15 protein-coding genes are annotated in these 20,191 nt (G+C 56.4%); 8 read left to right on the forward strand and 7 right to left on the reverse strand.

The annotated features are described in order from the left end of the window. Positions 1 to 8: 8 nt before the first annotated feature. Both ettA and deoR read right to left on the reverse strand, forming a co-directional pair. Positions 9 to 1,676 carry an energy-dependent translational throttle protein EttA gene (gene ettA, locus FBY13_RS04230; RefSeq protein WP_063878322.1) on the reverse strand — a complete coding sequence of 556 codons (1,668 nt, stop codon included), beginning with the start codon at positions 1,674 to 1,676 and terminating at the stop codon, positions 9 to 11. Between the two features lie 251 nt (positions 1,677 to 1,927). Further along, positions 1,928 to 2,692, reverse strand: a complete 765-nt coding sequence (gene deoR, locus FBY13_RS04235) for a DNA-binding transcriptional repressor DeoR (RefSeq protein ID WP_109716586.1) — start codon at positions 2,690 to 2,692, stop codon at positions 1,928 to 1,930. 384 nt (positions 2,693 to 3,076) lie between these two features. Here deoR and rbsK point away from each other — a divergent pair, with 384 nt between their 5' ends. The 8 genes from rbsK (at position 3,077) to FBY13_RS04275 (ending at position 13,573) form a co-directional block, all read left to right on the forward strand. Beyond that, positions 3,077 to 3,994 carry a ribokinase gene (gene rbsK / locus FBY13_RS04240; RefSeq protein WP_145393578.1) on the forward strand — a complete coding sequence of 306 codons (918 nt, stop codon included), beginning with the start codon at positions 3,077 to 3,079 and terminating at the stop codon, positions 3,992 to 3,994. A gap of 9 nt (positions 3,995 to 4,003) precedes the next feature. Continuing rightward, positions 4,004 to 5,329, forward strand: a complete 1,326-nt coding sequence (gene fucP, locus FBY13_RS04245) for an L-fucose:H+ symporter permease (RefSeq protein ID WP_145393579.1) — start codon at positions 4,004 to 4,006, stop codon at positions 5,327 to 5,329. Beyond that, the gene (locus tag FBY13_RS04250) at positions 5,326 to 6,339 is read left to right on the forward strand and encodes an aldose 1-epimerase family protein (RefSeq protein ID WP_145393580.1); all 1,014 of its coding nucleotides are present in this window, start codon (positions 5,326 to 5,328) and stop codon (positions 6,337 to 6,339) included. Before fucP ends, FBY13_RS04250 begins: the two co-directional genes overlap by 4 nt. A gap of 123 nt (positions 6,340 to 6,462) precedes the next feature. After that, entirely contained in the window at positions 6,463 to 6,693 is a 231-nt protein-coding gene (locus tag FBY13_RS04255) for a hypothetical protein (protein WP_145393581.1), read from the forward strand. Positions 6,694 to 7,042: 349 nt separating this feature from the next. After that, positions 7,043 to 8,596, forward strand: coding sequence for an aspartate aminotransferase family protein (locus FBY13_RS04260; protein ID WP_145393582.1), 1,554 nt, complete (start codon positions 7,043 to 7,045; stop codon positions 8,594 to 8,596). Between the two features lie 10 nt (positions 8,597 to 8,606). After that, entirely contained in the window at positions 8,607 to 9,899 is a 1,293-nt protein-coding gene (locus FBY13_RS04265; RefSeq protein ID WP_063878329.1) for a lysine N(6)-hydroxylase/L-ornithine N(5)-oxygenase family protein, read from the forward strand. Between the two features lies 1 nt (position 9,900). Continuing rightward, positions 9,901 to 12,252: a GNAT family N-acetyltransferase gene (locus FBY13_RS04270; RefSeq protein WP_145393583.1), complete on the forward strand. Its 2,352-nt coding sequence runs from the start codon at positions 9,901 to 9,903 to the stop codon at positions 12,250 to 12,252. An 88-nt stretch (positions 12,253 to 12,340) separates the two neighbouring features. After that, a complete protein-coding gene (locus FBY13_RS04275; RefSeq protein ID WP_145393584.1) occupies positions 12,341 to 13,573 on the forward strand; it encodes an MFS transporter in 1,233 nt (410 codons plus the stop codon). A 41-nt stretch (positions 13,574 to 13,614) separates the two neighbouring features. On the opposite strand, the gene FBY13_RS04280 is transcribed toward FBY13_RS04275, so the two are convergent. The 5 genes from FBY13_RS04280 to urtB all read right to left on the reverse strand — a co-directional run bounded on the left by FBY13_RS04280 (position 13,615) and on the right by urtB (position 20,159). Continuing rightward, positions 13,615 to 15,732 (reverse strand): TonB-dependent siderophore receptor, encoded by a 2,118-nt coding sequence (locus FBY13_RS04280; protein WP_145393585.1) that lies wholly within the window; start codon positions 15,730 to 15,732, stop codon positions 13,615 to 13,617. A 302-nt stretch (positions 15,733 to 16,034) separates the two neighbouring features. Further along, positions 16,035 to 16,733: an urea ABC transporter ATP-binding subunit UrtE gene (urtE, locus tag FBY13_RS04285; protein WP_063878333.1), complete on the reverse strand. Its 699-nt coding sequence runs from the start codon at positions 16,731 to 16,733 to the stop codon at positions 16,035 to 16,037. Then, entirely contained in the window at positions 16,734 to 17,525 is a 792-nt protein-coding gene (urtD, locus tag FBY13_RS04290; protein WP_063878334.1) for an urea ABC transporter ATP-binding protein UrtD, read from the reverse strand. It lies immediately after the preceding gene. After that, the gene (gene urtC, locus FBY13_RS04295) at positions 17,518 to 18,594 is read right to left on the reverse strand and encodes an urea ABC transporter permease subunit UrtC (RefSeq protein WP_145393586.1); all 1,077 of its coding nucleotides are present in this window, start codon (positions 18,592 to 18,594) and stop codon (positions 17,518 to 17,520) included. Before urtC ends, urtD begins: the two co-directional genes overlap by 8 nt. Continuing rightward, entirely contained in the window at positions 18,594 to 20,159 is a 1,566-nt protein-coding gene (gene urtB / locus FBY13_RS04300; protein WP_145393587.1) for an urea ABC transporter permease subunit UrtB, read from the reverse strand. Before urtB ends, urtC begins: the two co-directional genes overlap by 1 nt. Positions 20,160 to 20,191: the final 32 nt, after the last annotated feature.

Consider the following 20,191-nt stretch of genomic DNA (forward strand, 5'->3'; position numbering starts at 1 on the left):
CCCCGCAATTACTTAGTAATACGCTTGTACTTGATACGTTTCGGCTCCAGCGCATCTGCGCCCAGCGTGCGTTTCTTGTACTCTTCGTATTCGGTAAAGTTACCTTCAAAGAATTCGATCTTGCCCTCATCCTGATAATCCAGAATGTGGGTCGCGATACGGTCAAGGAACCAACGGTCATGCGAGATCACCATGGCGCAGCCAGGGAACTCAAGCAGGGCGTTTTCCAGCGCGCGCAGGGTTTCAATGTCCAGGTCGTTGGTTGGCTCATCGAGCAGCAGCATGTTGCCGCCCACCTGCAGCAGTTTTGCCAGATGCAGACGACCACGCTCACCACCGGACAACTCGCCCACGCGTTTGCCCTGATCCACGCCTTTAAAGTTAAAGCGTCCTACATAGGCGCGGCTTGGCATTTCGGTGTTGCCGATACGCATAATGTCCTGACCGCCAGAGACTTCTTCCCATACGGTTTTGGCATTATCCATGCTGTCGCGGAACTGATCGACAGAGGCCAGCTTCACGGTTTCACCCAGCACAATCTCGCCGGAATCCGGTTGTTCCTGACCGGACATCATGCGGAACAGAGTCGACTTACCGGCGCCGTTCGGGCCGATGATGCCGACGATGGCCCCTTTCGGTACAGAGAACGACAGGCCGTCGATCAGTACGCGGTCGCCGTAAGATTTACGCAGGTTGCTGACTTCCAGCACCTTGTCACCCAGACGGGCACCCGGCGGAATAAACAGTTCGTTGGTTTCGTTACGTTTCTGGTAGTCGGTGTTGTTCAGTTCTTCAAAGCGAGCCAGACGGGCTTTACCTTTGGACTGCTGGCCTTTTGGCCCTTTGCGCACCCACTCCAGCTCTTTCTCGATAGATTTGCGACGTGCGGCTTCGGAAGAGGCTTCCTGTGCCAGACGGGCATCTTTCTGCTCCAGCCATGAGGAGTAGTTCCCTTCCCACGGAATGCCTTCGCCGCGGTCCAGCTCCAGAATCCAGCCTGCAACGTTATCAAGGAAGTAACGGTCGTGGGTAATCGCCACCACGGTGCCTTCGAAGTCGTGCAGGAAACGCTCCAGCCAGGCGACAGATTCTGCATCCAGGTGGTTCGTCGGTTCGTCCAGCAGCAGCATGTCGGGTTTTTCCAGCAGCAGGCGGCACAGGGCGACACGGCGGCGTTCACCTCCGGACAGGTTCGCAATTTTTGCGTCCCAGTCGGGCAGGCGCAGGGCGTCGGCGGCGCGTTCCAACTGGGTGTTCAGATTATGGCCGTCATGCGCCTGAATGATCTCTTCCAGCCGTCCCTGCTCGGCAGCCAGCTTATCGAAATCTGCATCTTCTTCGGCGTATAAAGCATACACCTCGTCAAGACGTTTCAGCGCCCCGACTACTTCGGCCAGCGCTTCTTCCACGGACTCGCGCACGGTGTGCTCAAGGTTAAGCTGCGGTTCCTGCGGCAGATAGCCGATTTTAAGGCCGGGCTGCGGGCGGGCTTCCCCTTCGATATCTTTATCGATACCGGCCATGATGCGCAGCAGCGTAGATTTACCCGCACCGTTCAGGCCGAGCACGCCAATTTTTGCGCCAGGGAAAAAGCTAAGGGAGATGTTCTTCAGAATATGTCGCTTTGGCGGAACTACTTTGCCGACGCGATGCATGCTATAGACGAATTGAGCCACGTTGTATTGAGCCTCTGGGTCTGTTTGTCGTGTGGATGATGTCGAAGTTTAGCCTTTTTCGCTGCCTATTCACAGCCGATGCGCCGGGATAATTCCGTGCCGGGGCGCAGTTTGGCATAACTGTTTGATTTGTGTCCGCTGTCCGACCGGGCGGCAAAAGGCCGCTTCCGGTGACGTGCGTATATAGCGCAGGTGACATGAATCCACCTGAGCGTAGCAGCAGGTCATTGCCAGTGCGTGACAAAACGACGTCAGGGAAGGCGGACGGGAATATGCTGTTGCGTTAACCACTGACCCAGTGCCGGTTCAGGCGCGCTGTCGCTGACCAGTAAATCAAAGCGGGACAGCTCGGCAATGCGCGCAGGCAGGACTTTGCCATATTTGCTGCTGTCGGCGACCAGAATACGCTGGCGGGCGCGCAGCATGGCATGGTGCTTCATCGGCAGTTCGTTGAGGTTATAGCAGGTCGCCCCCTGATCTTTATCCACGCCCGCCGCAGAGATAAACGCCAGGGTGGGACAGAGGTCATCCAGAATGGAATGCCCGCCCACGGGCGTGAACAGGGCATTGTCGGCATGAAATTCACCGCCGCTCAGGATCACATTGCAGGCCGGTTTCTCTTTCAGCGCCAGAAAGGTATTCATGGCACAGCAGATGGCGGTAAAGGGCAGGGCATCCGGAATTGCATCCACGACATAGGGCAGGGTGGTACCGCAGTCAAAAAACACCGTGTCGTTTTCACTAATCAGGCTGGCGGCAGCCTGAGCGAGTCGCTGCTTTCTGGCTGCATTTTGTCCGTGTTGATCGGAGATGAAATAGTGCCCGGGATGGTTGCGCGGATCGCTGACGATATAACCGCCCAGCAATACCACGCTTGAGGTCGGTTCACTTAAGTCCCGACGTACGGTCATTTCCGATACGTCCAGCAGCTGTGCCGCATCTTTCAGATGTAATTTATCGGTGCGCTTAAGTGCCAGAGCCAGTTTACGAATGCGTTCGTCGCGGCGGGTTTCCATTGTCATCTCTAAACCTGTATTCCTTGAAGAAGACGTCATGCGTCCTGGCTGTCACATCGCTGGCGCGCCGTTAACCTTACCTAAAACCGCCGCGTTTTTACTCAGCCCATAACAAATTTCAAAAAATTTAAGGCGTTGCAGGCTTTTCAGGCAAGATTTTTATCTTACCCGCAATGCCTTCACCCCGCAAACCCGGGCTGTGGCCACTGAATGCCCGCCTTCGCGTCACGGGTTTTTGTTATAATATTAACATTAAACCCAGGCGCATTCCGGCTTTATCGATCAATTATGTCACAATATATGTGAAATTTATCACATAATTAACCTCTATGAATTGTTAGTGTTATTTTTATAACATTTTAGCAGTCTTTTACCGGGGGAAGAATGGACATTGCGGTTATCGGTTCAAACATGGTGGATTTAATCACCTATACCAACAGTTTTCCCAAGGCGGGGGAAACGCTGGAAGCGCCCGATTTTGCAATGGGTTGTGGCGGTAAAGGGGCCAATCAGGCCGTGGCGGCAGCAAAGCTGGGTGGCAAGGTAATGATGGTCAGCAAAGTGGGCGACGACCTGTTTGCGCCCACTACGTTAGCCAATCTGCAACAGCAGGGCGTGGATACGCGTTTCGTCACCACCGAGGCCGGTGTCTCCAGCGGTGTGGCCCCCATCTTTGTTGATGACCAATCGCAAAACCGCATCTTGATTATTAAAGGCGCGAATCAACATCTCAAGCCCGCGGACATCGATGCTGCGGCTGAGGCGCTGAAGGGCTGCCGGTTAATCATTCTGCAGCTGGAAATTCCGCTGGAAACCGTTTACTACGCGATCGATTTTGCCCGCCAAAATGCTATCCGCGTCATCCTCAATCCTGCCCCCGCCCTGGCTGAACTGGATATCGCGTATGCCTGCCAGTGTGACTTTTTTATGCCCAATGAAACGGAGCTGGAAATCCTGACTGGAATGCCGGTGGGGACGGCGGATGAAGTGAGGCGGGCAGGCGCGTCCTTACTAAAACGTGGCCTAAAGAATCTGATCGTGACCCTGGGCAGCCGCGGATCGCTGTGGATGACCGGCGATGACTGTCATCAGGTTGACCCTGTGCCGGTTAAAGCGCTGGATACCAGCGGTGCCGGTGATGCGTTTATTGGCTGTTTTGCCTACGAACTGGTGAAAACCGGTGATATTCCTGCCGCCATGGCGAAAGCCTCTGCCTACGCGGCCTGTAGCGTCACGGCACGCGGTACGCAGCGTTCTTATCCTGACTCAACCGCTTTTGAGCGCTTTCTCGACCTTCAATGAGGTACGGCCATGCACCAGAACATTGTTCAGCAAGATGACGGTTATCTAAATAAGACCCCGCTGTTCCAGTTTATTCTGCTTTCCTGTCTGTTCCCGTTGTGGGGCTGTGCGGCAAGCCTGAATGACATTCTGATTACGCAATTTAAAAGTGTGTTCGCCCTGAGCGATTTTGCCAGTGCCCTGGTGCAGAGCGCCTTCTACGGCGGCTATTTTTTGATTGCGATTCCGGCCTCGCTGGTGATCCGCAAAACCAGTTACAAGCTGGCGATTTTAACCGGACTGGCGCTGTATATCGTCGGCTGTATGCTGTTTTACCCCGCCTCGCACATGGCAACCTATACCATGTTTCTGGCAGCGATTTTTGCTATTGCCATTGGGTTAAGCTTCCTGGAAACGGCGGCGAATACCTACAGCTCAATGATTGGTCATCGCCAACATGCCACGCTGCGTCTTAATATCAGCCAGACCTTCTATCCGCTAGGTGCCCTGATGGGCATTGTGTTGGGAAAATATCTGGTATTTCAGGATGGGGAAAGCCTGCAAACACAGATGGCAAACATGACGGCGGAGCAGGCCCACGCGTTCCGCTTATCGATGCTGGAACACACTCTGGAACCGTATAAATATCTGGTGATGGTGCTGGTGGTCGTCATGCTGCTGTTTATGTTCACCCGTTATCCGCGCTGCAAGCCGCAAAGCAACGAAAAAACGTTGCCGACGCTGGGCGAAACCTTCCGCTATCTGGCAAAAAATCGCCATTTTAAACGCGGTATTCTGGCGCAGTTTCTGTACGTCGGCATGCAGGTTGCAGTGTGGTCCTTTACCATTCGTCTGGCCCTGACGCTGGGGGCGACCAATGAGCGTGAAGCGTCCAGCTTTATGATTTACAGCTTTATGTGTTTCTTTATTGGCAAGTTTGTCGCCAACATTTTGATGACACGTTTCCGGCCAGAGAAAGTCCTTATCGTCTTTTCTGTTTTAGGCATGATAACGCTGGCCTACGTCATGCTGGTGCCCAATTTTACCGCTGTTTATGCCGCCGTGTTTGTTAGCGTGCTGTTTGGTCCCTGCTGGGCCACGATCTATGCCGGTACGCTCGCAACGGTAGACAGTAAATACACTGAAGTCGCCGGCGCGTTTATTGTGATGTCGATCGTCGGGGCGGCATTTGTGCCCGCCTTGCAGGGCTTTGTTTCCGACCATCTGGGATCGATGCAGCTGGCATTTGGCGTGTCGCTGCTGTGTTTTGCCTGGGTTGGCTTCTATTTTTGGGGCGAACTGCGCCATAAAAAGCAGCCGCGTCATCGCGCAAACCTGGCGGAGGAGGGGCTATGAAAACCCGTTTACCGCTGCGCCGTGAACAGTTTTCCGCCACGCCCACGCTGCTGCTGGAGAGCGAGGATTTCAGGATCGAGCTGTTTCGCTATCCTGCGGGCATTGAGGCCATTCGCATTCACAACCGGCGGGGCACGGTGATTGTGTTGCCCTTTCTGGGCCAGATGGTATGGGATGTGAATTTTGACGGCCGTTCGCTGACCATGGGGCACCGGTTTAAACAGCCGCTGCCGGGCGACTCCATCATCGACACGTACGGCTGTTTTGCCTTTCATTCTGGTCTGCTGGCGAATGGCTGCCCTGGCGCGGAAGACTCGCATCCGCTTCACGGCGAAATGGCCTGCGCCCGCATGGATTCCGCATGGATAGTGCTGGAGGATGAGCGTCTTTCTGTCGAAGGCGAAACCGAATACATCAAGGGGTTTGGTCACCATTATCTGGCGGCACCGGCGGTACGGCTAAGGGCCGATCAGGCGCGGCTGATGCTGGAGATGACCGTGACAAATCTGGCTGGCGCACCGATGCCGTTGCAATACATGTGTCACATCAACAGCGCGTGGGTTGAGCAAGGGCAGTTTAAACAGACGATTCCTGACGAGGCGTTTCAGTTGCGCCGTTCTGTTCCGGCACATGTGCGGCCCACTCCTCAGTGGACCGCATTTACCGACTCCCTGGCCCGCGATCCCACCGCGTTCAGGCAGTTGGATCAACCTGCAATGTACGATCCGGAGATTGTCTTCTTCGCCGATCATCTGGCGCAATACGGTGAGAACGTTCAGTTTGAACTCCATTCCCCGGCCGGTTATGCCCTGATGACCCGCTTTTCCACCGCGCAGTTTCCGCATGCGACGCGCTGGATACTGCATAATGCGGATCAGCAGGTTGCTGCCTACGTACTGCCCGCCACCTGCCGTCCAGAAGGCTTTGCAGCGGCACAACGCGCCGGTACGTTGATGGCGTTGATGCCCGGTGAGCACCGTCATTTCCAGGTTGAAACCGGCGTGCTGTAAATCGCCCAGGCCGACGCGTTATGTGACGAAACGTCAGGTGCTTTTGACGCTTCTGCTGCCACGACAGCGTCGCCGTGAGTCTCTTCTGCATCAGAACGCGTGGGGCAGGCAGGATGATCATCCATGTGGCGAAAGCCCGTGGATAGCGCGTCTTATACCCATCTGCCTGTTCACGTCTTCTACCTGCTCGCCTGTAAGCCATTTAAGCCACCGCAGCCTGTTCTGGCTGGACACACAGCAGATCGCTATCGCCGTTTTATCGTTGAGCATCCCGCTGTTAACCCTGCGTCGGCCTGGTGGAAAACGCGATCCACCTGGCGTTCTAAGGCGGCAGGAAAGTGCGATTCTGCCTAATGCAACCAACATCCCTTATCTTCCTCAGGTCAATTTATGTGACAAAGATCACATAAATTGACATTAGTCATCCTTATGAGAAAACTCGCCCTTCCAAATATTGAATGATAATGATTATTATTTATATTGTTATTGTCATTAACAACTGCTTATTTAATACAAATAAACCACATAAAATGTAGTTTTTTAGCTTTTTTGTGAACATAAATTCTCAAAAATTTTGACCTCATGGGTGAGCCGTCTCGGCTAAAGGTTACTGAATCTGAATTGACTCGCGTGGTCTGGCGCAGGCTGCTGCCCTTTTTAAACGGTGGCTGGGCGGCTTACGCCTTTAATAAAGGAACGGGATATGGTGGTACGTAAGCAAAACCCGTCGGTGCCTCACCGACAGCTGTCTGATGCGGTCCTTACTGCTCAGGACTTTATTTTCAATGATGCGCAAATTTCGGCCTGGCATCAGCAAACGCAGGAGGCGCTGACGCTGATCACCCACACCGTTCAGCGCGTTGAGAAACCCTTCAGCGGTATCCTGCCTCACGAGCTGGCCCCGGCTTTTAGCGCCGTCGATCTTGACCAGCCGCTGGGAAATAATGAGGCTGCGCTGGAAGAGTTAGGGTCACTGTATCTGCGTGATGCCGTCTGGTTCCATCACCCCAAATACGTGGCGCACCTTAACTGCCCGGTGGTACTGCCATCGCTGCTGGCGGAGCAAATCATGGCCGCGGTCAACAGCTCCGTGGACACCTGGGATCAGAGCGCGGGCGGAACGCTGATTGAACAGAAGGTTATTGACTGGACGCTGAGCCGCATCGGTCTGCCGGCGAGCGCCGACGGCATCTTTACCAGCGGTGGGACGCAGTCAAACCTGATGGCGATGCTGCTGGCACGCGACAGCTGGTGCGCCGCACATCATCCGGGCCATCTGATCAAACATCAGGGCCTGCCGGCCGATGCCGCCAAATGGCGCGTCCTGACCTCCAGACTGAGCCACTTCAGCATTCAGAAATCGATGGCCATTCTCGGGCTGGGCTACGATGCGGTCATTCCGGTGGATTACGACGACGATTACCGCATGGACAGCGTGCAGCTTGCGCACGAGATTGCGCGTTGCCACGAGCAGGGCCTGATCCCGATTGCCGTCGTTGCCACCAGCGGCACCACCGATTTCGGCAGCATCGATCCGCTGGAAACCATCGCGACACTGTGTCAGCAGCACGGCATCTGGATGCACGTCGACGCGGCGTACGGTTGCGGTCTGTTGGTTTCGGAAGCGCATCGCCAGCGCCTCAACGGTATTGAAAAAGCCGACTCGGTGACGGTGGATTATCACAAGTCGTTCTTCCAGACCGTGAGTTGCGGCGCGTTCTTCGTGCGCGACAAACAGCACCTCAGCCACGTGACGCACCATGCTGATTACCTTAATCCGCTCAGCGCTCAGCAGGAAGGGACGCCAAACCTGGTGAATAAAAGTATTCAGACCACGCGCCGGTTTGACGCGCTGAAAATGTGGCTGACCTTGCGCATCATGGGGCCGACGAAGCTGGGGGAGGCGTTTGACAGCCTTATTACGCTAACCCAGGCAACCCATCAGTTGCTGAAAGCCCATCCGGTGATTGAGGTCCTGCACGCGCCTGAACTGACCACCCAAATCTTCCGCTTCGTGCCGCGCCCCGGCATGAATCCGGTACAGCTGGACGCCATCAATGCCGGTATCCGCAAGGCCCTGTTCCGTTCCGGTAATGCGGTGATTGCCGGTACCAAAGTGGATGGCCGCCAGTACCTGAAATTTACGCTGCTTAATCCCACCACCTCGCTAGCTGACATGGAAGATGTGATTGCCTTGATCGCCCATTACGGTCGCGAACAGGCACGTGACATGACATTACAGGTGGCTAACCAGTGAGAACGGCGCGATGAACAACAGAATTTATGACTTTATCGGTATTGGTATTGGGCCTTTTAATCTCAGCCTGGCCTGTCTGAGCGAGCCGGTTGAGGGGCTGAACGGCCTCTTTCTGGATCAAAACCCGGGGTTCGACTGGCATACCGGCATGATGCTGGAAAGTGCGCATCTGCAAACGCCGTTTATGGCCGATCTGGTGACGCTGGCCGATCCCACCAATCCTTACAGCCTGCTGAATTACATGAAACAGAAGGGGAAAATTTATTCGTTCTATATCCGCGAAGACTTTTTCCTGATGCGTAAAGAGTACAACCAGTACTGTCAGTGGGCGTGCTCACAGCTGAGTAATTTGCGCTGGAATACGCGGGTAGATTACGTGAGCTACGACGATGCCCAGCAGTGCTACCGTATTCGTGCGGTGGATACGGTCAGCGGGCAACAGCAGGAATGGCTGACGCGTAAACTGGTGCTGGGCACCGGGCCTGCCGCGTGGCTGCCGGAATGCAGCCGATCGCATCAGTCGCGCTTTACCCATTCCAGTCAGTATCTGGCGGACAAGGCGGAGCTGCAGAAAAAGAGCACCATCACCGTGCTGGGAAGCGGTCAGAGTGCCGCAGAGATCTATTACGACCTGCTGACGGACATCGATCGGTTTGGCTACCAGCTTAACTGGATAACCCGCGCACCGCGCTTCTATCCCCTGGAATACACCAAGCTGACGCTGGAGATGACCTCGCCAGAATGGGTCGACTACTTCCACGCGCTGCCGGGGGAAAAACGTGATGCGCTGAACGCGCGCCACAAAAACCTCTACAAAGGCATCAACAGCACCTTAATCAATGACATCTACGACCTGATGTACGTCAAGCAACTGGATGGCGCGCTGAACGTTAACCTGTTCACCCATTCGGAACTCACCGGCATGCGCTGGTTGCCGAGCGGGGAGTTTGAACTCGCGCTGCATCAGCAGGAGCAGGATTGTGCGTATACGCGCCGCACCCAGGGCCTGGTGATGGCTACGGGTTATCAGTATCGCCCGCCGATGTTTATCGAAGGCATCAGCCAGCGTCTGCGCTGGGACGAGAAGGGCCGTTACGACGTCCAGCGCAATTACAGTATTGACCAGCATAACCAGATCTTCGTGCAGAACGCAGAGCTGCATACGCACGGCTTTGTCACGCCGGATCTCGGCATGGCCTGCTATCGCAACTCGGTGCTCCTGCGTGAACTCACCGGGCGGGAAATTTATCCCGTCGAGCGGCAGATCGCCTTCCAGACCTTCCCGGCCCAATCGGAACATTGATATGTCACAGTCAACGCTTTTCACTGCGGCCCGACCTGCGGGCCAGTTTACCCTCCGTGCCATGCAGCCCGACGACGTGATGCTTATTCACCGCTGGGTCACGCGCGACTACGCCCGTTTCTGGGGCATGCAGGATCACTCGCCTGAACAGGTCGCCGAATTCTATCAACAGCTGACGGCAAAAGATCCCCATGCGGCCTTAATCGGCTGTTGCGATGGCGAACCGGCGTTTCTGATCGAATGCTATCGCGCCAGCGAGGATGAGGTCGGCAGGCATTATCCCGCACAGCCAGACGACTACGGCATGCATATTCTGATCGCGCCCGCGGTGAACCCGGTCAGCCAGTTTAGCTGGCAGGTGTTCAGTACGGTCATGGACTACCTGTTCAGCCGCCCCGAGGTCAACCGCGTGGTGGTCGAGCCGGACGTGCGCAATGACAAAATCCATCGCCTGAATAAACGTGCCGGTTTTCGCTATCAGCACCAGATTGATATGGAACATAAAACCGCCTGGCTGGCCTTCTGCCAGCGCGAAGATTATCAACAGGCTCTACTGCAGGATTCACTGATGAATAACACCACACCGCTGTTGAACGGTTCACACCTTACCGGCAATGACTGGCTGCAAGCCAACCGTTTACTGATTCGCAAAGCGATTGCCGAATTCGCGCACGAAAAATTGATCACGCCTGTCGACATGGGCGCTGGCCGTTATCAACTGGCCGTACCGGGGGGCGAATCGGCATACGTTTTTTCTGCACAACGCCGGGCGCTTGACCACTGGGAAATCGATCTGGCGTCGCTGGAAAAACAGGAAAACGGCCGCCGTTTACCCTTGGATGCGCTGCAGTTTATTGAGGAGTTTAATGCGCAAATCGGCATTTCTCAGGCGCTGCTGGCGACCTACATGGAGGAGATCAGCAGCACCTTGTGCAGCAGCGTGTTTAAACTGCAGAAGAATAATCCAGACAGCCAGGCGCTGGTAAAGGCGGACTTTCAGACCGTCGAATCCGCGATGACGGAAGGCCATCCCTGCTTTGTCGCCAATAACGGCCGTATCGGTTTTGATGCGCGCGATTATCTGGCTTATGCCCCCGAAGCCGCCACGCCGGTAAATCTGATCTGGGTGGCCGTGCATCGCCGTAATGCCCACTTCTCCAGCATCAGCGAGCTGAGCTATGAGCGCCTGCTGCAGGAAGAGTTAGGACAGCCTGTGCTTGACCAGTTCGCCGCTCAGCTGGCGAGCCAGGGTGTCGTCACCGACGACTATATCCTGATGCCGGTCCATCCCTGGCAGTGGCAGAATAAACTGTTGACGGTGTTTGCCGCGGATATTGCCAGCCAGGACATTATTTATCTGGGGATCGGGGACGATGGCTATCAGGCGCAGCAGTCGATTCGCACCTTTTTCAACCGCAGTCAGCCGGGTAAACGCTATGTGAAAACGGCGCTGTCGGTGCTGAACATGGGCTTTATGCGCGGCCTTTCTCCTTACTATATGGCGACCACGCCCGCGATTAATGAATGGCTGGAAAGGCTGGTGGCAAAGGATGACTGGCTCCAGCGCTGTGATTTCCGCATCCTGCGCGAAGTGGCCGCTGTGGGCTATCACAACCGACACTATGAACGCGCCATTCAAGGCGACTCCGCTTACAAGAAAATGTTTGCGGCCCTGTGGCGCGATAATCCGGTCACTGATCTGCAGCCCAACCAGCGTTTAATGACCATGGCCGCGTTGCTGCATGTCGATCACCATCAGCAGCCGTTACTGCCCGCGCTGATCGCTGATTCCGGCCTGCCTGCGGAACAGTGGATTGGTCGTTACCTGAACTGTTACCTCAGCCCGCTGCTGCACTGCTTCTATCAACACGATCTAGTGTTTATGCCTCATGGCGAAAACCTGATCCTGCTGCTGGAAAACAATGTGCCGGTCAGCGCCTATATGAAGGACATTGGGGAGGAGATCGCGGTGATGAATCCGGATGCCGTTCTGCCTGAAAAGGTGCAGCGACTGGCGGTGGACGTGCCTGAGCACCTTAAACTGCTGTCGATCTTTACCGACGTCTTCGACTGCATCTTCCGCTTTATCAGCGCGATTTTGCACCAGTCGAATACGCTGTCGGAAAGCCAGTTCTGGCAGTTAGTGGCGCAGTGCGTGAAGGACTATCAGCAGGCGCACCCGCAGCTTGCCAGCAAGTTCGCCCGCTACGACATGTTTGCGCCCGAATTTACCCGCTCCTGCCTGAACCGCCTGCAGCTGGCGAATAACCAGCAGATGATTAACCTGTCCGATCCCGCAGAAAACCTCAAGTTTGCCGGCACGCTGGTTAACCCTATTGCCACATGGCGCTGACCCCTTAGCGGTGTCAGCACGTCGGACAGTATCAGCGCGGTCGCTCAGGCGGCCGCGTTTTTTTATCTTGTTTTGGAAAGTATTCACGATGGCTCTTTTTCAACCTGTCTCGCGCCTCACGCGCCGACATTTACTGTTCCCCTTATCGCTGGTGTTATTTGAATTTGCCACCTATCTGGCGCACGACATGATTCAGCCGGGCATGTTGCGGGTGACGCAGGCGTTTCATGTCGGCCCGGAGTGGGTGTCCACGTCACTGACCGCTTACCTGATGGGCGGCATGGTGTTGCAGTGGCTGTTGGGGCCGCTGTCGGACAAGCTGGGACGCCGCCCGGTCTTGCTGGCGGGCGTCGCGTTTTTCATGCTGACCTGTCTGGCAACCCACTGGGTACAGAGCATGGGGCAGTTTATCTTGCTGCGCTTTCTTCAGGGCATCAGCCTGTGTTTCATCGGCGCGGTCGGTTATGCCGCTATTCAGGAAGCGTTTGACGACGCACTCAGCGTAAAGATGATGGCGCTGATGGCTAACGTGGCCCTGCTGGCACCGCTGGCCGGGCCGCTGGCGGGCACAGCGTTTCTAGCCGTCGCAGACTGGCGCACGCTGTTTCTGTTTTTTGCTGCGCTGTCTGCCCTGGCGCTGACGGGGTTGTGGTTTTCGATGCCGGAAACGGCGGGCGACAGACACACCTCTGTGTCGCTGACGTCGCTGGCAGCGGGCTATTACGCGTTGTTAAAAGAGCGGCAGGTGATAAGCGGTTCGCTGGCCATTGGCCTGGTCACCATTCCCTGTCTGGGCTGGGTCGCCCTTTCTCCGGTGATCCTGATTCACGATCTGGGGCTGAGCCGAATGGAATATGCGCTGCTCCAGTTGCCGGTCTTTGTGGCGATGATCGCCGGAAATCTGACGCTGGGTCGGCTTGCCAGCCGTCTGCCGGTTGAGCAGCCGCTGCGGCTGGGTGCCTGGCCGATTATTACCGGTCTGGCGATAGCCGCTGTCGGCACGCTTATTGATGCAGGCAGCTATGTATGGCTGACGGCGGGCCTGAGCCTTTACGGCTTCGGCACCGGAATGGTGAATGCCGGGCTGTACCGACTGACGCTCTTTTCCAGCCGGGCAGGGAAGGGCAGCGTGGCGGCGATGCTGGGCATGATCAGTATGGTGGTGTTTGCGCTGGGCATTGAGGCGGTCAAAGTGGCGTATTTCAGTGGCGGGATGGCCTGGTTCAGCCTGCTGAATCTGTTGTGCGGCTTGCTGTGGTTGGGACTGGTGCGGTCGTTCCTGCGCGAAAATCAGCGACGACATCGCGTCGTCGCAGTATAGGGTGAGACAGGCGGCAGGGTTTGCCGCCGGTTCGGTAGCGATCAGAAATCGTAGCCGACAGTGGCAACGACGGTCCGTTCGGCGCCCCAGTAGCAGAAACCGGTGCCATAGCAGGCGGACACATAGTCACGGTCGGTCAGGTTATTGGCGTTAACCTGCACAAAAGCCCCTTTCAGGCTGCTGTTCCAGGCGCCTAAATCGGCACGTACCGAGGCATCAAACAGCGTGGCAGACGGCAGACGGGTGGTATTTTCATTGTCTGCCCACTGCCGACCAATGTAACGCACGCCTGCACCGATGCTGATCCCGGCGTCAAACTGGTATTTCGCCCACGCAGAAGCCATCGAATCAGGCGTGACGTAAGGCGTATGACCGTTATTACCGTCGATGGAATCTTTAAAGCGCACGTGGTTGAGCGTAAAGCTCGCCAGCGTGCTCAGTCGCGGGGTTAACTGATTATGTGCTTCCAGCTCAAGCCCCTGCGAGTGCACTTTCCCGGCCGGTTCATAATAGGACCCCACCACCACACGATTGCCGACGTCATTTTGGGTCAGATCGTAGATCGCCGCCGAGTAGAGATCGGACGTGCCCACCGGCTGGTATTTAATGCCGGTTTCGTACTGTTCCGAGGTCGTGGGTTTCAGCAGATTGCCATCCTGTCCGGAAAGGGACTGCGGCGTAATGGCCTGGCTGTAGCTGACGTACGGAGAGATACCGTTATCGAATGCATACAGCAGCGCCGCACGACCGCTCACGTGATCGTCCTGACGACGATACTGCGTATCGCTGCTGTACTGTCTGTTTTCAGAGACGATCCGATCGTAGCGGCCGGAAAGATCCAGATGCCACTTGTCCCATTTCATCTCATCCTGCAGGTACATACCGGTTTGATAGTAACGGCGCTGCGAGTTCTGGAACACGTAAGCCGGATTCGCTCCCACGGCCTGGCCTGTCAGCGCATTGAGCTGGCTGGCTAAACCACTGGCATCGCGCAAATCGTTGGTGTACTGATGATATTCCGCGCCCAGCACCACCTTATGATCCACCGGGCCCGTATCAAAATCGGCTTCCAGTTGATTATCGATCGCGTACGCCTGCAGTGAGGAACGTGAACCGGAGTAGTAGCGGTTGAGCAGTTCAGACTGAGGGGAATCCCAGCCAGCCTGATAAACCTGATCCAAATCCACATTGGAATGGGAGTAGCTGGCGTTGGAACGGAAGGCCCAGGTTTCGTTAAAGCGGTGAGCGAACTCCGCGCTGTAAATTTGCTCACGACGTTTGAATTGATCCAGCGTGCTGTCGCCGTCATAAAAACCGGTGCTGAGCTTACGTCCGTTATGCTCGGTGATGCTGCCGTCACCCGGCACGGCGCTGTGGTAGCCACCGGAAGGATCTTTTTGCAGATAGGCGCGTAACAGCAGTGAGGTATCCTCATCCGGCTGCCACAGCAGCGAGGGTGAAATCGCATATTTTTCTTCGCGGGTATGATCGTACTGCGTATCACTGTTGCGCGTGATGCCGGTCAGACGAAAAGCCCACTGTTCGTTAATCGCATTGGTGTAATCAAATGCGGCGCTGTTGGTGTTGTGAGTGCCGGTGGACAGGCGGAAGTGGCCGGCGGGGGCATACTGCGGACGCTTAGACGTCTCCATGACTAAGCCACCCGGAACGGTCTGCCCGTACAGGGCGGAAGAAGGCCCTTTGATCACATCAATGCGTTCGAGGAACCAGGGATCAACCTGCAGCACGTTGTAGCTGCCGGGATCGCTCATCAGGCGCAGGCCGTCGAGGAAAATATTATCCACATCGCCGCCGTGGAAACCGCGCAGCGACACCGTATCGTAGCGGGTTGCCGCGCCGGCGAAGTTCGTAAAGGCACCCGCGGTATAGTTCAGCGCCTGATTCACATCCATTGCGCCCTGATCGTCCATCTGCTGGCGCGTCACCACCGACACCGACTGACCGGTGGTGATCAGCGGGCGATCGGTCTTGGTCGCGCCTTTGCTGACGGTCGCCGTATAGCCTTCTGTTGGGGTTGTCGACGTTTCTTCAGGCTTTGCCGTCACCACCAGCGTGTTGGCGGCAAACGTGACTGCCGGTGTGGCAATGGCGATGGAACACAGCAACGCTAACCGTTTCGGGCCGAAAGGCATTCTCATTGTTTATCCCTTACAAAAGGTAAATACCCTGCTCCTGTCAGAGGAAAGGAGCGTAAATTTTGATTACGATCAGATAATGCGCATTGAATGCAAATGAGAATTATTACCTTTACTCTCAATCATTACAAGACGTGTTCACCGTTATGGCTGAAGAAATTGCAGGCAGAAGGAAAACGGCGTGAATGGCGGGTGGGCTCAGGTCGATCTCAGCGGGGGAAAAATGGCGGCCCGTGCGGCACTCCGCCAGGCAAACAAGATGGGCAGGTCAGCAAGCGTTTCTGACCTGCTACGTGGCTGTTATCTCAGATCGCGACCAGGCTCCGCACGTTATCCGTTTCCATATCGTCACCCCGACCGCGCTGAATAATTTCGCCGCGTGACATGACCAGATAGCTGTCGGCTAACTCAGCGGCAAAATCATAGAATTGTTCGACCAGCAGAATCGCCATATCGCCGCGTTGCGCCAACTGACGGATCACCATGCCAATCTCTTTGATCACCGACGGCTGAATCCCTTCGGTGGGCTCGTCAAGGATCAGCAACTGCGGACGGCTTGCCAGCGCGCGACCAATCGCCAGCTGTTGCTGTTGTCCCCCCGACAGGTCGCCGCCACGACGTGACTTCATGTCGAACAGCACGGGGAAAAGCTGATAAATCTCATCAGGAACCTGTTTCGCCCTGGCAGCGGGAAAGCGTGACAGCCCCATCAGCAGATTCTCCTCGACCGTCAGACGCGGAAAAATTTCGCGTCCCTGTGGGACGTAAGCGATGCCGGACTGCACGCGCTGATAAGGCTTTCGCGCGCCAATCGACTTGTCCTGCCAGCGTACCTCACCCGATTTGGCCGGAATCAACCCCATCAGGCATTTCAACAGGGTGGTTTTTCCCACGCCGTTGCGGCCCAGCAGGCAGGTGATCTCACCGGTCTTAACCTCAAAGGACAGGCCACGTAGAATATGGCTGCCGCCGTAATATTGATGCAGTTCCGATACCTGTAACATTTAGCGCCCCAAATAAACGTCGATGACCTGCTCATTGGCCTGAACGTCGCGCAGCGACCCTTCCGCCAGCACCTTGCCTTGATGCAAAACCGTCACGTGGTCGGCAATGGTTTCCACAAAGCCCATATCGTGCTCAACCACCATCAGTGAGTGTTTTCCTGCCAGACCGCGGAACAGCTCGGCGGTATAGTCGGTTTCCGCATCGGTCATGCCCGCGGCGGGCTCATCCAGCAGAAGCAGGTGCGGTTCCTGTACCAGCAGCATGCCGATCTCCAGAAACTGTTTTTGCCCGTGTGACAACAAGCCCGCCTGACGCTGGCGCGAACCGGTAAGCCGCAGCAGGAGCAGGACCTCGTCAATGCGATCCCGCTGCTCGCTGTTAAGCCGTGCACGCAGGCTGGCCCAGACAGTTTTGCTGGTTTTCAGGGCAAGCTCCAGATTTTCAAACACCGTCAGGGCTTCAAACACCGTGGGTTTCTGAAACTTGCGTCCGATACCACGGCGGGCAATTTCCACAGGTGACTGTGCCGTGAGATCGTGATCCTGATCGTAAATGACCCGGCCCTTATCTGGCCGTGTTTTGCCGGTAATCACGTCCATCAGCGTGGTTTTCCCTGCCCCGTTGGGACCAATCACGCAGCGCAGTTCACCAACGCCGATCGCTAAGGAAAGATCGGTCAGCGCGCGAAAGCCATCAAAGGAGACGGTGACCTGTTCCAGTTGCAACACCGGATCGCGCTGAACACGATGGCGATCCGAAGGAAACGATTGGGTAAACGGGTGCTCAGTCATGTTTTCTCCGACGCAGCAGGCCAATCACACCACGCGGCAGAAACAGCGTGACCAGGATAAACATCATTCCCAGGAAGAACAGCCAGTATTCTGGAAAGGCGACGGTGAAAACGCTTTTCGCGCCGTTAACAATCGCGGCGCCAAGCAGTGGGCCAATTAACGTGCCACGCCCGCCCAGTGCGACCCAGATGGCGGCTTCGATGGAGTTGGTCGGGGACATTTCACCGGGGTTGATAATGCCGACCTGCGGCACATAGAGCGCGCCCGCCACACCGCACAACACGGCGGACAGCGTCCAGACAAACAGCTTAAAGCCACGGGGATCGTAACCGCAGAACATCAGACGGTTTTCCGCGTCGCGAACCGCAGTCAGCACCCGACCAAATTTACTGCGAGCCAGGGCAAAACCCAGGCCCAAACTGGCTAACAGCAGCATAACGGTGGCGATAAACAGCCCGATGCGCGTGCCGGTGGCGGTGACGTTAAAGCCGAGCAGGGTGGTGAAACCGGTAAAGCCGTTGTTGCCACCAAAGCCGGTCTCGTTGCGGAAAAACAGCAGCATACCGGCATAGGTCAGCGCCTGGGTCATGATCGAGAAATAAACCCCTTTGATTTTCGAGCGGAAGGCGAAAAAACCAAACACCAGCGCCAGCAGGCCGGGCACCAGCACAATCAGGCACAGCGCCCAGGCAAAATGCTGGGTGCCCGCCCAAAACCACGGCAGGCGATCCCAGGAGAGAAAAGCCATAAAGGCCGGTACGCCGTCGCCCGCCGCCTGACGCATCAGGTACATACCCATCGCATAACCGCCCAGCGCAAAAAACAGACCGTGCCCCAGAGAGAGTAAACCGGCATAGCCCCAGACCAGATCCAGCGCCACCGCGACGACGGCATAGCACAGGATTTTCCCCACCAGCGTTAAGGTATAGGTCGATATCGCCAACGGATGGGCGGCAGGCAGCAGCGCCAGAAACGGCATCATCAGTAGCATCAGCGTAACCAGTGCGCCAATACACAGCGTCAGGCGCGGGGCCTGGCGAGTCAGACGTAAGGTGATCGGTTGCGTCATTAGTCAGTCACCCTTCCTTTCACCGCAAACAGCCCTTGCGGACGTTTTTGAATAAACAGCACGATCATGACCAGAATCAGGATCTTCCCCAGCACCGCGCCGATTTGCGGCTCCAGCACTTTATTGAGAATGCCCAGCCCCAGCGCCGCCACGACGGTTCCGGCCAGTTGACCGACCCCGCCGAGCACCACCACCAGGAAGGAGTCAATAATGTAGCCCTGGCCGAGTTCCGGGCCGACATTACCCAACTGGGACAGGGCCACGCCGCCCAGCCCGGCAATGCCGGAGCCCAGGCCAAAAGCCAGCATGTCCACGCGTCCCGTCGGTACGCCGCAGCAGTCGGCCATGGCCCGATTTTGTGTTACCGCGCGCACGTTCATTCCCAGGCGCGTGCGGTTCAGCAGCAGCCAGGTCAGCATCAGCACAAACACCACGAACAGAATGACCGCGATGCGGTTCCAGGGCAGAACCAGATTAGGCAGCACTTGCAAACCGCCAGACAGCCAGGCGGGGTTAGCGACCTCGAGGTTCTGCGCGCCAAACAGCATTCGCACCAGCTGAATCAGCATCAGGCTGATGCCCCAGGTGGCGAGCAGCGTTTCCAGCGGGCGGCCATAAAGATGACGGATAATGGTGCGTTCCAGCGCCATACCGATAGCGGCGGTCATCAAAAAAGCCACCGGCAGCGCCAGCAGCGGATACCAGTCGATGTAGTGTGGCGCGAACTGCTGAAACAGGTTTTGCACCATCCAGGTGGCGTAGGCACCCAGCATCAACATTTCCCCGTGCGCCATATTGATCACCCCCAGCAGACCGTAGGTGATTGCCAGACCCAGCGCGGCAAGCAGCAGTATCGAACCCAGCGATAAGCCGCTAAACGCCTGACCCAGCAGATCGCCCCACATCAGGCGACTTTTGATCTGTTTCAGGCTGTCTGCCGCCGCTTCCCGGACGGTTTCATCGGGTTCCGCTGTGGGCTGCGTCAGCCGTTGCAGGCTGGCCTGGGTATTGGGATCGCTGGACTCGCCCAACAGTTTTACCGCCCGCAGCCGAACCATGGGCTGAGAGCTGGTCAGTTGCAGGTTGGCTGCTGTCATTGCCAGCGCGGCGTGCACTTGCGCATCCTTTTCGACGCTCAGGCGCTGCGTAATCAGCGGAAGCAGATCGGTGGCCGCATCATTTTGTAACTGCTGAGCCGCGCTCAGGCGCACGCTGGCATCATTGCTCACCAGTTGATGTGCGGCGAGGGCACTGGCAACCAGCACGCGCAGCCGGTTGTTCATAAACAGTTTTTTCACTTCACCCGTCGGCTGCAGGGCGGCATCCAGCGGCAGCAACCTGCTATCGGTTTTACTGAAGGGATGGCGATCCTGATCCGTGACCACGGTTTCGGCTTTCAGCGCCTGAAGCAGCGGTAGGCGACTGGCATCCGGCGCAGCCGCCCACTGTTGCAGCAATGCCGCCTGCTGGGTTCGGCTGGCCGCAGCGAAGTCGGCTGCCGGTCCGGCGCTGGCAAACAGCGGCAGGAGCAGCAAAAAACTAAAGAAACACAGGCGAAGCGTCATGAGTGAGCCTCATTGAATAAGCGAGCATGGAA

It is taken from the genome of Pantoea sp. SJZ147 (assembly GCF_007828605.1).
GTDB classification, from domain to species: Bacteria; Pseudomonadota; Gammaproteobacteria; order Enterobacterales; family Enterobacteriaceae; genus Pantoea; species Pantoea allii.

Bases quoted from the DNA above. Each gene is read 5' to 3' on its own strand.
- FBY13_RS04265 (WP_063878329.1), top strand. From the start codon at position 8,607: ATGAACAACAGAATTTATGACTTTATCGGTATTGGTATTGGGCCTTTT.
- rbsK (WP_145393578.1), top strand. From the start codon at position 3,077: ATGGACATTGCGGTTATCGGTTCAAACATGGTGGATTTAATCACCTAT.
- FBY13_RS04280 (WP_145393585.1), bottom strand. From the start codon at position 15,732: ATGAGAATGCCTTTCGGCCCGAAACGGTTAGCGTTGCTGTGTTCCATC.
- FBY13_RS04260 (WP_145393582.1), top strand. From the start codon at position 7,043: ATGGTGGTACGTAAGCAAAACCCGTCGGTGCCTCACCGACAGCTGTCT.
- FBY13_RS04255 (WP_145393581.1), top strand. From the start codon at position 6,463: ATGTGGCGAAAGCCCGTGGATAGCGCGTCTTATACCCATCTGCCTGTT.
- deoR (WP_109716586.1), bottom strand. From the start codon at position 2,692: ATGGAAACCCGCCGCGACGAACGCATTCGTAAACTGGCTCTGGCACTT.
- FBY13_RS04275 (WP_145393584.1), top strand. From the start codon at position 12,341: ATGGCTCTTTTTCAACCTGTCTCGCGCCTCACGCGCCGACATTTACTG.
- fucP (WP_145393579.1), top strand. From the start codon at position 4,004: ATGCACCAGAACATTGTTCAGCAAGATGACGGTTATCTAAATAAGACC.
- urtB (WP_145393587.1), bottom strand. From the start codon at position 20,159: ATGACGCTTCGCCTGTGTTTCTTTAGTTTTTTGCTGCTCCTGCCGCTG.
- FBY13_RS04270 (WP_145393583.1), top strand. From the start codon at position 9,901: ATGTCACAGTCAACGCTTTTCACTGCGGCCCGACCTGCGGGCCAGTTT.
- FBY13_RS04250 (WP_145393580.1), top strand. From the start codon at position 5,326: ATGAAAACCCGTTTACCGCTGCGCCGTGAACAGTTTTCCGCCACGCCC.
- urtE (WP_063878333.1), bottom strand. From the start codon at position 16,733: ATGTTACAGGTATCGGAACTGCATCAATATTACGGCGGCAGCCATATT.
- urtD (WP_063878334.1), bottom strand. From the start codon at position 17,525: ATGACTGAGCACCCGTTTACCCAATCGTTTCCTTCGGATCGCCATCGT.
- urtC (WP_145393586.1), bottom strand. From the start codon at position 18,594: ATGACGCAACCGATCACCTTACGTCTGACTCGCCAGGCCCCGCGCCTG.